Below are 13,038 nucleotides of genomic sequence, written 5' to 3'. Positions count from 1 at the left end.
AGAGCGACATGACAAGGCTGGCAGGAAAGCGGGCGGTGATCCTGGGCGCGGCGAGCCGCGACAACATGGCGCAGCGCATCGCGACGCGGTTCGCCGCGGAGGGCGCCACGGTGCTCGTCGCCGGGCGCCACGCCGACGAACTCGCGCGCTTCGCCGCGGAGATCGGCGGCCATGCGCATCTGTGCGACATCACGAGGCGCGACGACTGCGTCGCGCTGGCGCAGGCTGCGACCGGGAGACTCGGCGGCATCGACATTGCGCTGAATGCGACCGGCTGGGGGCTGCTGAAGCCCTTCGAGCTCACCACCGAGGACGAGCTGCGGCGCATGACGGATCTGCAGTTCATCGGCCCCTTCCTGTTCTTCCAGGCGATGCTCGGGGCGATGGCGGACGGCGGCAGCCTAATCCAGATCTCGTCGGCGACCGCCACGATCATGCTCGAGGACCATGCCGCGTACATGGGCACGAAGGCCGGCTTCGACCATGTGATGCGCTGTCTTGCAAACGAGTACGGCGTGCGCGGTATCCGCGCGAACTCGATCTCGCCGGGCCTCACGGATACGCCGATGGCCGCGCGTGCCAAGGCGGTTCCGGGCATCTTCGAGACCTATCGCAGCTGCTACCCGCTGGGGCGTTTCGGCACCCCGGAGGACATCGCCGCGGCGGCCGTGTGGCTGGCGAGCGACGAATGCTTCATGACCGGGCAGAACCTGCAGGTCAATGGCGGCCTCACGCTGCGGCGCAATCCGACCAATGCGGAGTTCGACGCCGCCTCAATCAGCGCGACAGGCAAGCCGCGTCCGCGGTCGTGGCTGAAAACCGCATGAGCCGGCAGCCGGACTTTTGCAGCTGACGCCGTTTCCGGGCATAGTTGTAATCAACCCAATAAAAAAGCCGGCCGGACGGTACTTATAGTTCGGAAAAAGAGCCTCGGATCCGATAATTCCTCATCAGAGGGGACGATTGATGGACAAGCAAGACAAGGTGGACCTGCACAGGCGCAGGCTGATCAACTTCGGCGTCGCCGGTGCGGCGCTGGCGGGCACGACGGGCGTGAGCGCTGCGCCGGCCAAGCCGCAGTCCGTGCGCTGGGACATGCAGGCCGATATCGTGTGCGTCGGCAGCGGCGCTGCCGCGTGCTCGGCCGCGGTCACGGCGGCCGATCTTGGCGACAAGGTGATCGTGCTCGAGAAGGCGCCGGTGTTCGGCGGCACGACCCGTCGTTCCGGCGGCGTGGCGTGGATCCCGAACAACTTCAGCCTGCGCGCCCAGGGTGTCGAGGACGCCGAGGCCGACTGCATGCGCTACATGTGCCGCTACGGCTTCCCCGAGCGTTACCGCGCCGACGCCGAGAACTTCGGCCTCGAGCCGTTCGAGTTCGCGCGGCTGCAGGCCTTCTACCGCAACGCGGCGCCGGCGGTGGCGCGTTTCAACGAGATCGGCGCCGCCCATTTCGTGCGCTTCGAGCTTCCGGGCGGAGTCGGCCCCTCGCCCGACTATGCCGCTTCCCTGCCTGAGAACAAGGTGCCGAAGGGGCGCGCGCTGTGGCCCGATCCCAAGGTGGACGGGGGGCGCGGATCCGCGATCGTGGATCACATGATCGCGTGGCTGGAGAAGCACGGCGGGACGGCACTCACCGATCACCGCGTCGTGCGGCTGATCCAGGAGCAGGGGCGCGTCGTCGGGGTCGAGGTCGAGGCGGGCGGCAAGCGCCTGAACGTGCGTGCGAAAAAGGCCGTGATCTTCGGTTCGGGCGGCTTTGCACACAATCCGCAGATCGGGCAGCGCCATCAGGATCCGATCTACGGGGCCTGCGCATCGCCCGGCTCGACCGGCGACTTCATCCCGATGGCGACCGCCGTCGGCGCGCGCATGGACAATATGCGCAGCGCGTGGCGCACGCAGGTCCTGCTCGAAGAGGCGCTGGAGAACCGCGTCATCGGCCGTGCGCTGAACATTCCGCCGGGCGATGCGATGATCCTCGTGAACAAGCACGGCCATCGCGTCGTCAACGAGAAGCGCAATTACAACGACCGCACGCGCGTGCATTTCGTGTGGGATCCCGTGCGCGTCGATTACCCGAACCAGTTCCTGTTCATGGTGTTCGACCAGCGCGCGATCGACGTCTATGGCGGCTCCTACCCCTTCCCCAAGGACGTGCGCGAATCCGCGCTGCTGATCCAGGGCAGCACGTTCGCTGCGCTTGCGCAGAACGTGCAGGCGCGGCTCGACAAGCTGGCGCCGCGGATCGGCGCGGTGCAGCTTGCGCCGGACTTCACGCGCCAGCTCGAACAGTCGGTGCAGCGTTTCAACGGCTTCGCGCGCCAGGGGCGGGACGACGACTTCAAGCGCGGCGACGCGGCCGAAGTCGATTGGCTCGCGTATTTCTCGCGCCCGCGCGCCGGGCAGGAGGACAAGCTGCAGGGTATGGCGAACCCGACCATGCATCCTTTCACGGATGGCGGTCCCTACTACGCGCTGATCGTCGCCCCGGGCGCGCTCGACACCAACGGCGGGCCGCAGATCGATGCCGAGGCGCGCGTGCTCGACGCCGAGGGGCGGCCGATCCCGGGCCTGTATGGGGTCGGCAACTGCATCGGCAGCCCGACGCGCAGCGGCTACTTCGGCGCCGGCGGGACGATCGGGCCGGCGCTCACCTTCGGCTACATCGCCGCGCAGTCGGCGCATCGCCGCGGGGCCGCGTGATGCCGCCGCGCGGAGGCAGGGTGGCGCTCGGCTTTTCGCTCCTGCTGCTCCTGAGCCCGGGCGCGAACGCGGCCGGGGCGGTGAGCTTCACGAAGGACGTGGTCGGCGTGTTCAAGCGCCAGTGCGTCGCCTGTCACATGACCGGCGAAGAGCAGGGGCAGCTGGGCCTGGCGCCCGGCCTGGCCTATGCGGGACTCGTCAGCGTCGCCTCGCGCGGCAGCGGCCTGCCGCGCGTGGCGCCGGGGGAGCCGGAACGCAGCTACCTCGTGCACAAGCTGCAGGGCACCCACCTCGACCAGGGCGGCTCCGGCGAGCGGATGCCGATGGGCCAGGAGCCGCTGGCCGAACGTGACATCGCACTCGTGCGCGACTGGATCGCGGCGGGCGCGAAAAACAACTGATGCAGGGTGAGGCAATGACGGAAATGACCTTGAACGCTCCGGTCCGGAGCGGCGCGATTCGGCAGGACGGCAGCTACGCGTGGTATGTCGTCTTCCTGCTGACCTTCGCGTATACGGTGGCCTTCATCGACCGGCAGGTGCTGAACCTGCTCGTCGATCCGATCAAGAAGGACATGCTGCTGAGCGACGTGCAGATCAGCCTGCTGCAGGGCTTCGCCTTCATGGCGGCCTACGTGGTGTTCGGGCCGATCTTCGGACGCTGGGTGGATACCGGTCACCGGCGCAACGTGCTGGTGCTGGGGGTGACGCTGTGGAGCGCGTTCACGGTGTTCTGCGGGCTGTCGGAGGAATACTGGCATCTCTTCGTCGCGCGCGCCGGCGTCGGTGCCGCGGAGGCGTGCCTCGCGCCCGCCGGCTGGTCGCTGATCGCCGACTATTTCAGCCGCCAGCGCCTGCCGCGCGCGATGAGCATCTTCATGCTCGGGCCATCGCTGGGGGCGGGCCTCGCGCTGATCGCGGGCGGGCTCGTGATCAACTCGGTGGCAACGCTGGCGGAGTGGTTCCCGGCCCTGTCCGGGCTGAGCGTGTGGCAGCTCACTTTCGTGATGGTCGGCGTGCCGGGCTTCGTCCTTGCCTTGCTGCTTCTCACGGTGCGCGAGCCGGAACGCAGTTCGATGGGCGGGGCCGCGCAGAAGGACGAGCACTTCACGATGCGCGAGGTCCTCGCCTTCTTCTGGACGAACCGCGCGTTCTACCTGCGCTATTTCATCGGCCTGTCCCTGCTTGCGATCGTCATCTACGGGTTCCCGACCTGGATGCCGGCCTACCTGATGCGCCACTTCGGCGCCGATCCGGCCTCCGTCGGCTTCCGCTACGGCGCACAGGTGCTCGTCATCGGGGCGATCGGTATCTACTCCGGCCCGTGGCTGGAGCGCTGGCTGACGTCGCGCGGCTACAAGGATGCGCCGGTACGCTGCGCGATGCTGTGTTCGGTCGCCGTGCTGGGCTGTCTGGCGATCTTCCCCTTTGTCAGCAGCTATGAGCTGACGCTGGGCGTGTCGGCGCTGATCAACCTGTTCTACGCGCTGCCGTGGGCGGTGGCGGCCTCCGCGCTGCAGATCACGACGCCGAACCGCATGCGCGGCATCGCCGTGTCGATCTTCTACTTCCTGATCTCGGTCTTCGGCCTGGGCATCGCGCCCAGCATCATCGCTTTCGTGACCGACCACGTGCTCAAGGACCCCGCGCAGGTGGGCATCTCGCTCGCGGCGGTGTGCAGTGCGAGCGCGCTCGGGGCTGCGTGGCTGTTGCGCGGGGCGTTGACGCACTACCGGGAGAGTACGGAATGAGCGCGCGCATCGACGCGCTGGCCGACACGGCTGCAGGCGCGACGCCGACGGAGGGCGCCCGACCCCGGATCGGGGTCATCGGTGCGGGGGCGATCGGCGGCTTCTATGGCGCCATGCTCGCGCGCGCGGGATTCGACGTGCATTTCCTCTACCGCAGCGAGTACGAGACGGTCCGTGCCGAGGGCTTGCTGCTGAAGAGCGCGACGTACGGCGACCAGCACCTCAAGCCGATCCAGGCCTACCGTGACGCGGCCGACATGCCGCCGTGCGACTGGGTGCTCGTGGCTGCCAAGACCACGGCCAATGCGTCGCTCGCGCCGGCAATCCGGCAGGTGGTCGCACCGGGCGGGCGCGTGCTGCTGTTGCAGAACGGACTGGGCGTGGAGGACGCGATGCGGCCCATGCTGCCGGATTCGGTCCATCTGCTCGGCGGGCTGTGCATCGTGTCGGTCCACCGCCACAGCCCCGGCGTGATCGAGCATCACGCCTACGGCGGCGTGAACCTCGGTTATCACTCCGGTCCCGCTCGCGGCGCCGCGGGGGCGCGAACGATCGTCGAGGAGGCGGCGGCGCTGTTCCGTGCCGCGGGGCTCGACGCGCCGGTGATGGACGATCTGGCGCAGGCGCGGTGGCAGAAACTGGTGATGAACGTGCCGTTCAACGGCCTCTCGGTGCTGATCGACAGCGGCACGCAGGCGCTGATGACGCAGCCGAGCACGCGAACGCTCGTGCGCGAGCTGATGGAGGAGGTCGCCGCCGGCGCTGCGGCATGCGGCCACGCGCTGCCCGAGGGCTATATCGACGTCGCCTGGGCGGCCACCAACGGCAAGCCGGACTACATGCCGAGCATGCTGCTCGACTACCGCGAACAGCGCCCGCTGGAGCTCGAGGCGATCTATGGGGCGCCGCTCGCAGCGGCTGCCGCAGCGGGCGTGTCGCTGCCGAAGATCGGGATGCTGTACCAGAGTCTTTGCTTTCTCGACGAGCGCAACCGCGGCTGAGCGGCGTGCGTTTCACGCGCGGGCGTTTGCCTGACCGGCCTTTCCGCCCGCGCGTCTTCCCTTCAAGAAAATAGGAGTTTCCCATGCAGACAGTCCTGGTGCCGTTCGACGGCTCCGCGTGTGCCGAGCGCGCGCTGCAATACCTGGTGACCGCCGCGCAGGCCTTTGCGGACATGCGCGTGCATGTGCTGAACGTGCAGCCGAAGGCGGCCCTGTACGGCGAGTATTTCTCGTCGGAGATGCTGGACAAGATGGAAGCGGCGACGCTGCAGCATGCAGCCGGGATCAACGCCAAGGCGCTCGACATCCTGTCCGCGGCGCGGATCAAGTGCACCGGTCATGAGGCGATCGGCGAGGTGATCTCCGAAGTGGGCAAGGCCGTCAAGGCGTTCGGCTGCGACACGGTGGTGATGGGCACACGCGGCATGAGCAACTTCTCGAACCTGATGCTCGGTTCGGTCGCATCGCGTGTCGTGCATGAGGTTTCGGTGCCGGTGCTGCTGGTGAAGTAGGTACCTCGATTCGCTCGGAAACAAGACTGCGCGCCCGTTGATCGGGCGCGCAGTCCTTTACGGCTTCACGCGGGAACGAGCACGGCGTCCCTGGCTTTCACCGAGGGGTCGGCGAGCCGTTCGGCCGAAACCGCCGACCCGGCGGCGACGAACTGCTTGCCGGCGATGAAGTCGAGCGGAGAGTTGAGTGCCTCGACGGCGACGACCCGCTCGCCGCACAGGTGATAGACGGCGAATTTGGCCTGATCCGGATCGCCGCGCAGCACCTGCCGGTCGGCATCGAAGGGCACGCCGGCGATCTGCAGCTTGAGCTCGTACTGGTCGGACCAGAACCATGGCACCTCGGGCGCCGGACGCGCCTTGCCGAGGATCGCGCAGGCCGCCTGACGTGCCTGTTCGAGCGCGTTGGGCACGCTCTCGAGCCGGAACATGCGGTTGCCGTACAGCGGCATCGGGCGCCAGCTCAGGTCGCCGATCGCGAAGATCGCGGGGTCGCTGCTGCGCGCGTCCTGATCCACCACGATGCCGTTCTCGCACTGCAGGCCGGCGGCACGCGCGAGCTCGTCGTTGGGCTGGGCGCCGACGCCGACGATCGCGACGTCGCAGGGAATGCGGCGGCCGTCGGCGAGACACAGGGCCTCGACCGCGTCCGTTCCTTCGAAGCGGGCCGCCTGGGCGTCGCAGATGATGTGCACGCCCTGCTGCCCGTGGTGGCGTTCGTAGAAGCGCGCGAGCGGTCCGCTGGCGACGCGCGCGAGCAGGCGGGCCTCGCGTTCGACCACCGTGACGTCGAGGCCGAGCGCGCGGGCCGAGGCGGCCACTTCCAGGCCGACATAGCCGCCGCCGACGACCGCCAGACGCCGCCCCGGCTGCAGGACATCGCGCAGCCGCTCGCCGTCGGCGATGCTGCGCAGGGTCAGGATGTTCGCCAGATCGGCGCCGGGAATGGGGAGGCGGCGCGGCCGGGCACCGGTCGCGATGGCGAGGAAGTCGTAGGGCAGCACGCTGCCGTCGTCGAGCGTGACGCTGCGCGCGGCGCGATCGATGGCTTCGACGCGCCGTCCGAGTTGCAGCGCGATGTCGTGGGTCGTGTAGAAATCGGCGTTCTTCAGCAGCAGGGACGGGATTTCGGCCGAGCCCTTGAGAAAGGCTTTCGAGAGCGGCGGGCGCTGGTAGGGTAGATGGGTTTCTTCGCCGATCAGCGTGATGAGGCCGGCATGGCCCTGGTCGCGCAACACTGCGGCAAGGGTGCCGCCGGCGTGTCCCGCCCCGATGATGACGATTCTGGAATCGATGGACATGGTCTTTCCTGGAAGTCGTGAAGGAACGGCTGGTCAGTGAATCTGGCCGACCGCTATCGAGGCCGTGTTGCTGCACGGCGCCGGGGTCTGGCGCGTACGCGGATTGGCGTCGGGGTCGTTCTGGTCGAAGGGGCTGATCGCGTGGCGGCGCGGCCACAGGGCCAGCGCGGCGCCGATGGACAGCACGCAGAAGAACGCCGGATAGAAGGCCGGATAGTGTTCGGAGAACCGGGCCAGATAGGTCAGGACGATCAGCGCCGTGCCGCCGAGGATCGCGATCGGGACGTTGTAGCAGGTCGCCAGCCCCGTGTAGCGCACTTGCGCCGGGAAGGCGCGGGCGAGAAAGGTCAGCGACAGGCCCATCGCTGCGCCGCCGCTCAGGCCGAGGCACATGAAGGGCGTCACGAGGCCTTCGACCGTATCCTGGCCATACGCCCAGAAGATGCCGGCGATGGTGAGGCACTGCAGCCCGACGTAGGCGACGCGCATCGGCAGCAGGCGCCAGGACACGAGGAAGCCGCCCAGGATATTGCCGACCATCGTGAAGGCGATGAGCAGCGTCTGAATGGCGGCGATGTCGGCCATCGGCAGATGCTTGATCGTGACGAAGAAGGTGATCGGAAACTGCTGCGTGGCCGCCGCGACGACCGTGGTCGTGCCGGCGAGGATCATCCCGGCAAAGAGATTGAAGCGGTGATCGGCGAGCAGGGTGGCGAAGGGCGGGCGCTCCGAGAGCATCAGGCGCGCCTTCATTGCCTTGAACACCGGCGTCTCATGGGTGAAGCGGCGCAGGTATACGGAGAGCAGGCCGAACAGGCCGCCGATCAGGAAGGGGATGCGCCAGCCGTACTCGGCCATCGCTGCGCTGCCGAGATGGGCGCTCAGGGCGCTGACCGTGATCGAACCGGCGAGCGAGCCGAGGCAGATGCTGGAGGCGAGGATGCCGAGCGCGAACGTGACGCGGCGGCCGCTGACCTGCTCGGAGACGAAGCTGATCGCGCCGGGCAGCTCGCCGCCGAGCGACAAGCCCTGCAGCAGGCGGCAGACGAGGAGCAGAATCGGCGCCCAGATGCCGATTTCGTGATAGCCCGGGAGCATGCCGATGGCGAGCGTGGGGCCGGCCATCAGCGCGAGCGTCAGCGTGAAGATGCGCTTGCGGCCGACGAGGTCGCCGAGTTGTGCCATCAGGATGCCGCCGATCGGGCGGATCAGGAAACCGGCGGCGAAGATGCCGAAGGTCTGCGTCAGGCGCAGCCACTCGGGCATGTCCGGCGATGCGAAGTGTGCCGTGATCTGTGGTGCCAGGAAGACGAAGATGATGAACTCGAAGTACTCGAGCATGCCGCCGAGGGAGGCGACGCCCATCGCCTTGAACTGCTCGCGCGGCGGGACGGCGGGCAGGGCTTGCCCGCTGGCATCGTTCTGCATTGGGGTGTCTCCATATCGTTTTTATATTGGATTTCGTGCCAGGAACTGCCGCATTCCTGTCACAGCCGGCGTCGGGCCCAGTTGAGGCCGCGGCGCAGGAGTTCGTAATACACGGGAAGCTCCCACGCGCAGCGCTCGACCTGCGGGTAGTAATCCACCATCGGCTGAAGGTCATAGTGGCCGCGGCAGTGGCCGAGGGTCAAGTAGAGGATTTCACCATCGCCGAGCTTGCGCAGGTAAAACACCGGATGGCGCTGGCGCGGCCACTGTTTATGCACGAAGCGCCCCGCGTCGCCTTCGAATTCGGCGTCGAGCAGCACCTCCAGCGGCGCATAGGTTTCCGACAGATACATCTCGTCGACGACCTCGAAGGGTTCGATGCCCGCGACCAGCGCATGGCGGCGCCCCGTCGGCTCGACGCGGAAGGCGCCGATCGGCGGGTGGGCGAGGAACATCGAGCCCAGCGTGTCCATGAACAGCGGCGCCCAGCGCGGCGCGTCGATGCGGCCGTCCTCGAGGAAGCGCAGGATGGAGTTGGTGCCGTGCAGCGCGAACCAGCGTCCGCCGCGGCGGACCCAGTCGCGCAGCGCTTCCTGCGCCTCCAGCGGCGGTGTCACGTCGCAGGTGTAGGTGACCAGGAAATCCGCCGCACGGATGGCATCGAGGTTCGAGTAATCCTCGAACACGCGCACCCGCACACGCTCGTCCTCGCCGAGGAGCTTGAGCAGTTCGAGGCGGGCGAAATCGATGTCGTGCCACTTGCCGCCGGCGATCAGGACGCAGTTCACGCGCACGATGGTCGCTCCGTCAGTGCTGGACGCGCCTGGTCATGCCGCCGTCGATCACGAGGTTGGTCCCCGTGGTGAAGGCGCTGACGGGCGAGGCGAGGAAGGCCACGGCCTGCGCGATCTCCTGCGCGCTGCCGAGTCGGCCCAGCGGAACCTGCGCGACCGTGCGGTCGTAGAAGTCCGGCCGGCCGTTCTTGATCTTGTCCCAGGCGCCGCCCTCGATGAACACCGGTCCCGGCGACACGGTATTCACGCGGATGCCCTTGGGCGCGAGGGACTGCGCCAGCGCCCCGGCGTAGTTCGTCACCGCGGCCTTGAGCGCCGCATACGGCTGCGGTCCGAAGGCCGGCTCGATCGCGACGGTGGTGGAGATCACCACGATTGCGCCGCTGCCGGAGCGTTCGAGGGCGGGCAGGGCGGCGTCGATGCCCCGGTAGGTCGCCAGCAGATCGAGTTCGAACGCGGCCTGCCAGCGTTCCTCGGAAGGGGCGCCGCCGCCGGCCGAGCCGAAGCAGATGAAGATGTCGCAGCCACCCAGCCGTTCGCACGCGCGCCCGACCCAGTCGCGATACGCCTGTGCGTCGCCCAGGTCGACGCTTTCGCCGCCGGCCGTGGCGCCGCGGCTGCGCAGCTGCCCGACCGCTTCCTCCACGCCATGCCGGTCGCGCGCGCACAGCTCGATCGCGCAGCCTTCGGCGGCCAGCACTTCGGCGACCGCGCGCCCGATGCCCTTGGTGGCGCCCGCCAGGATGGCCTTCCGGCCCTTCAGTCCGAGATCCATTCTTGTGTCCTCTCTGTGGGTTGATGCATGCGAGGAAGAGTCTATTTCCAAAAAATAAAACAGTCCAGCTTGTTCGTAATTTTCGGGCGAGTGGAGTCGCGCATCTAATTGTGGCTTGTGAAAACAGCGAGTTATGTACGCTGCAGGCTCGCTCTTCAGGATTGCGCATCCGAAATAAAAAAACAGTCTGGCAGGCTTGTTATTTGCCCGTGACACGGTTAGAGTGCATCCGAAAGGCGAATGGATGCCTCGATAGAATTTTTTGATAGGAGGGGGTCATGGCTGAAAAGGACCGTCTGTTCGGCGAGGAAGGGGGCGATCGCTGCGCGGCGCCGTCGTGGGATGAGCTGGCGGCGAGCGACAGCCGCGCAGTGCCCCGCTTCCTGCGCGCAGACACGTATCGCAATCTGGGTTCCGAGCCGCTCTCGACCGATCGCTATACCTGCCCGCAGTTCTTCCGCAAGGAGCTGGAGCGGATGTGGCCGCGCGTGTGGCAGTTCGCCGCGCGCGAGGAGGAGCTGATCGAGCCGGGCAGCGTGGTGTTGTACGAGAACGCCGGGCGTTCCTATCTCGTGACGCGCCAGGCCGACGGTTCCGTGCGCGCGTTCCACAACGTCTGCCTGCATCGCGGCCGCAAGCTGCGCACCGCGAACGGCCGCGTCGGCGAGTTCCGTTGCCCCTATCACGCCTTCTCGTGGAATACGGACGGCAGCCTGCGCCACATCCCGTGCCGCTGGGATTTCCCGCATCTGGACGAGCAGAACATGCAGCTGCCGGAGGCCCAGGTCGCACGCTGGGGCGGCTTCATCTTCGTGAAGGACGAGGAGGGCGGTCCCTCGCTCGAGGAGTTCCTGGCGCCCCTGCCCGAGCACTTCCGCCGCTGGCAACCGGAGCGCCGCTACACCTCGGCGTGGGCCGCCAAGGTCGTGCCGGCGAACTGGAAGGCGGTGGCCGAAGCCTTCATGGAAGCCTTCCACGTCATCGCGACGCATCCGCAGATCATGCCTTTCACGGGCGACGCCAACAGCAAGTACAACCTGTACGGCGACAACGTGAATCTCGCGATCACGCCCTTCGGCACGACCTCGCCGCACCTGGAAGGAACGGGGCTGAGCGAGCAGGAAGTGATGGACGCCTTCCTCAAGTACAACGGCCGCGTCGTTCCGCCGAACGCGTCGATCACGGTGCCCGAGGGGCAGTCGGCGCGCCGCGTGATGGGCGACTTCAACCGCTTCCGCTTCGGCGAAATGGCCGGCGAGGACCTCGATCACGCCAGCGACGCCGAGGTGCAGGACGCGCTGACCTACAACGTCTTCCCGAACTTCTCGCCGTGGGGCGGCTTTTCGCCGTCGGTGGTGTATCGCTGGCGCCCGTGGCCCGACCAGGACCACACGCTGATGGAAGTGCGCGTCCTGACGCCGGTTCCTCCCGGGCAGCAGATTCCGCCGGCGGTGCCGATGCGCCAGCTCGAGGCCGACGAGTCGTGGGCGAGCGCGCTGGGTGTGCTCGGCGGCATCCTCGACCAGGACATGGGCAACCTGCCGCACGTCCAGACGGGCATGAAGGCGTCGAAGAACAAGGAGCTGCACCTGGGCAACTACCAGGAAATCCGCATCCGCCATTTCCACCAGACGCTCGACAAGTATCTCGCGGACGACGCGGAGTGAAGCCGGACATGAAAGGAGTGGCCATCACGCGCTTCGGCGCGCCCGAGGTGCTGCAGCTGGGCGAGCAGCCGATGCCCGTCCCCGCTGCGGGCGAGGTGCTGATCCGTGTTGCGGCATCGGGCGTCAATCGCCCCGACGTGTCGCAGCGCGAAGGCAACTACCCGCCGCCGGCCGGCATCTCGCCGCTGCCGGGGCTGGAAGTGGCGGGCGAGATCGTCGACGGCGACCTGCAGCATGCCGACAACGTCTTCGGCTTGCGGGCCGGCGAGGCGGTGTGCGCGCTCGTCGCCGGCGGCGGCTACGCCGAGTACTGCGTGGCGCCGATCGCGCAGTGCCTGCCGGTGCCCGCCGGTCTGTCGCTGGTGGAAGCGGCGGCGCTGCCGGAAACCTGTTTCACCGTGTGGAGCAATGTCTTCGACCGCGCCCGTCTGGGGCGCCGGGAGGACGGCACGCCGGAGTCCCTGCTCGTGCATGGCGGCACCAGCGGTATCGGCGTCGCGGCGATCCAGATCGCGCGCGCGCTCGGTCACACGGTGTACGCCACGGCCGGCAGCGACGAGAAATGCCGCGCGACCGAGCGCCTCGGCGCCGAGCGCGGCATCAACTACCGCACGGAGGACTTCGTCGAGGTCGTGCGCGAGCTGACGGCGGGGCGCGGAGTCGATGTGGTGCTCGACATTGTCGGCGGCGATTACATCCCGCGCGATATCGACTGCCTGGCGGTCGACGGGCGTCTCGCCCTCGTTGCCGTGCTGGGCGGCACCGCAACGCAGGTCGATCTCCTGAAGGTGCTGATGCGGCGCCTGACGATCAGCGGCTCCACGCTGCGCGCTCGTTCCATCGCGTTCAAGGGGTCGATCGCCCGGCGCCTTCGCGAGCACGTGTGGCCGCTGCTAGCGAACGGGCAGATCCGCCCGGAGATCCACGCCACCTTCAGGCCGTCGCAAGCTGCCGAAGCGCATCGCCTGATGGAGAGCAGCCGCCATATCGGCAAGCTCGTCCTGGACTGGAGGAGCTGATCCGGGCTAAGGCCGGGATGCGGACATCGAACAAAAAAATCGAGCGGACGCCAGGTTCGCGATTCAAGCAGCACCCACCCACAGG

General features: G+C 67.8%; 12 protein-coding genes. 8 read left to right on the top strand and 4 right to left on the bottom strand.

All coding sequences use genetic code 11. The features are described from left to right. The first annotated feature begins 8 nt into the window (after positions 1-8). From GPA22_RS01950 to GPA22_RS01925, 6 genes are all read left to right on the top strand, one after another. Positions 9-827 (top strand): SDR family oxidoreductase, encoded by an 819-nt coding sequence (locus tag GPA22_RS01950; RefSeq protein WP_169254419.1) that lies wholly within the window; start codon positions 9-11, stop codon positions 825-827. 139 nt (positions 828-966) lie between these two features. Further along, a complete protein-coding gene (locus GPA22_RS01945) occupies positions 967-2,706 on the top strand; it encodes an FAD-dependent oxidoreductase (protein ID WP_169254418.1) in 1,740 nt (579 codons plus the stop codon). Next, on the top strand, positions 2,706-3,107 hold the full coding sequence (locus GPA22_RS01940) for a hypothetical protein (protein ID WP_169254417.1): 402 nt from the start codon (positions 2,706-2,708) through the stop codon (positions 3,105-3,107). Before GPA22_RS01945 ends, GPA22_RS01940 begins: the two co-directional genes overlap by 1 nt. Before the next feature lie 29 nt (positions 3,108-3,136). Continuing rightward, entirely contained in the window at positions 3,137-4,456 is a 1,320-nt protein-coding gene (locus GPA22_RS01935; protein ID WP_169254416.1) for a spinster family MFS transporter, read from the top strand. Then, positions 4,453-5,457: a putative 2-dehydropantoate 2-reductase gene (locus GPA22_RS01930; RefSeq protein WP_169254415.1), complete on the top strand. Its 1,005-nt coding sequence runs from the start codon at positions 4,453-4,455 to the stop codon at positions 5,455-5,457. The genes GPA22_RS01935 and GPA22_RS01930 overlap by 4 nt, the downstream gene beginning before the upstream one ends. 83 nt (positions 5,458-5,540) lie before the next feature. After that, entirely contained in the window at positions 5,541-5,969 is a 429-nt protein-coding gene (locus GPA22_RS01925) for a universal stress protein (protein ID WP_169254414.1), read from the top strand. A gap of 65 nt (positions 5,970-6,034) precedes the next feature. Here GPA22_RS01925 and GPA22_RS01920 read toward each other — a convergent pair whose 3' ends face one another. The 4 genes from GPA22_RS01920 to GPA22_RS01905 are packed head-to-tail and all read right to left on the bottom strand — an operon-like array spanning position 6,035 to position 10,267. Further along, positions 6,035-7,270 (bottom strand): NAD(P)/FAD-dependent oxidoreductase, encoded by a 1,236-nt coding sequence (locus GPA22_RS01920; RefSeq protein ID WP_169254413.1) that lies wholly within the window; start codon positions 7,268-7,270, stop codon positions 6,035-6,037. A 33-nt stretch (positions 7,271-7,303) separates the two neighbouring features. Then, positions 7,304-8,698, bottom strand: a complete 1,395-nt coding sequence (locus GPA22_RS01915; RefSeq protein WP_169254412.1) for an MFS transporter — start codon at positions 8,696-8,698, stop codon at positions 7,304-7,306. Positions 8,699-8,757: 59 nt separating this feature from the next. Further along, positions 8,758-9,492 carry a ThuA domain-containing protein gene (locus tag GPA22_RS01910; protein ID WP_169254411.1) on the bottom strand — a complete coding sequence of 245 codons (735 nt, stop codon included), beginning with the start codon at positions 9,490-9,492 and terminating at the stop codon, positions 8,758-8,760. 13 nt (positions 9,493-9,505) lie between these two features. Further along, positions 9,506-10,267 carry an SDR family NAD(P)-dependent oxidoreductase gene (locus tag GPA22_RS01905; RefSeq protein ID WP_169254410.1) on the bottom strand — a complete coding sequence of 254 codons (762 nt, stop codon included), beginning with the start codon at positions 10,265-10,267 and terminating at the stop codon, positions 9,506-9,508. Positions 10,268-10,545: 278 nt separating this feature from the next. Here GPA22_RS01905 and GPA22_RS01900 point away from each other — a divergent pair, with 278 nt between their 5' ends. Continuing rightward, a complete protein-coding gene (locus tag GPA22_RS01900) occupies positions 10,546-11,934 on the top strand; it encodes an aromatic ring-hydroxylating oxygenase subunit alpha (RefSeq protein WP_169254409.1) in 1,389 nt (462 codons plus the stop codon). Positions 11,935-11,942: 8 nt separating this feature from the next. Next, complete coding sequence (locus GPA22_RS01895; protein WP_169254408.1) at positions 11,943-12,953, top strand: NAD(P)H-quinone oxidoreductase; 1,011 nt, start codon at positions 11,943-11,945, stop codon at positions 12,951-12,953. The last annotated feature ends 85 nt before the right edge of the window (positions 12,954-13,038 follow it).

The organism is Aromatoleum toluvorans (genome assembly GCF_012910905.1).
GTDB classification, from domain to species: domain Bacteria; phylum Pseudomonadota; class Gammaproteobacteria; order Burkholderiales; family Rhodocyclaceae; genus Aromatoleum; species Aromatoleum toluvorans.
Note: the sequence above shows the minus strand (reverse complement) of the source record. Positions and strands in the feature narration are given on the sequence as shown.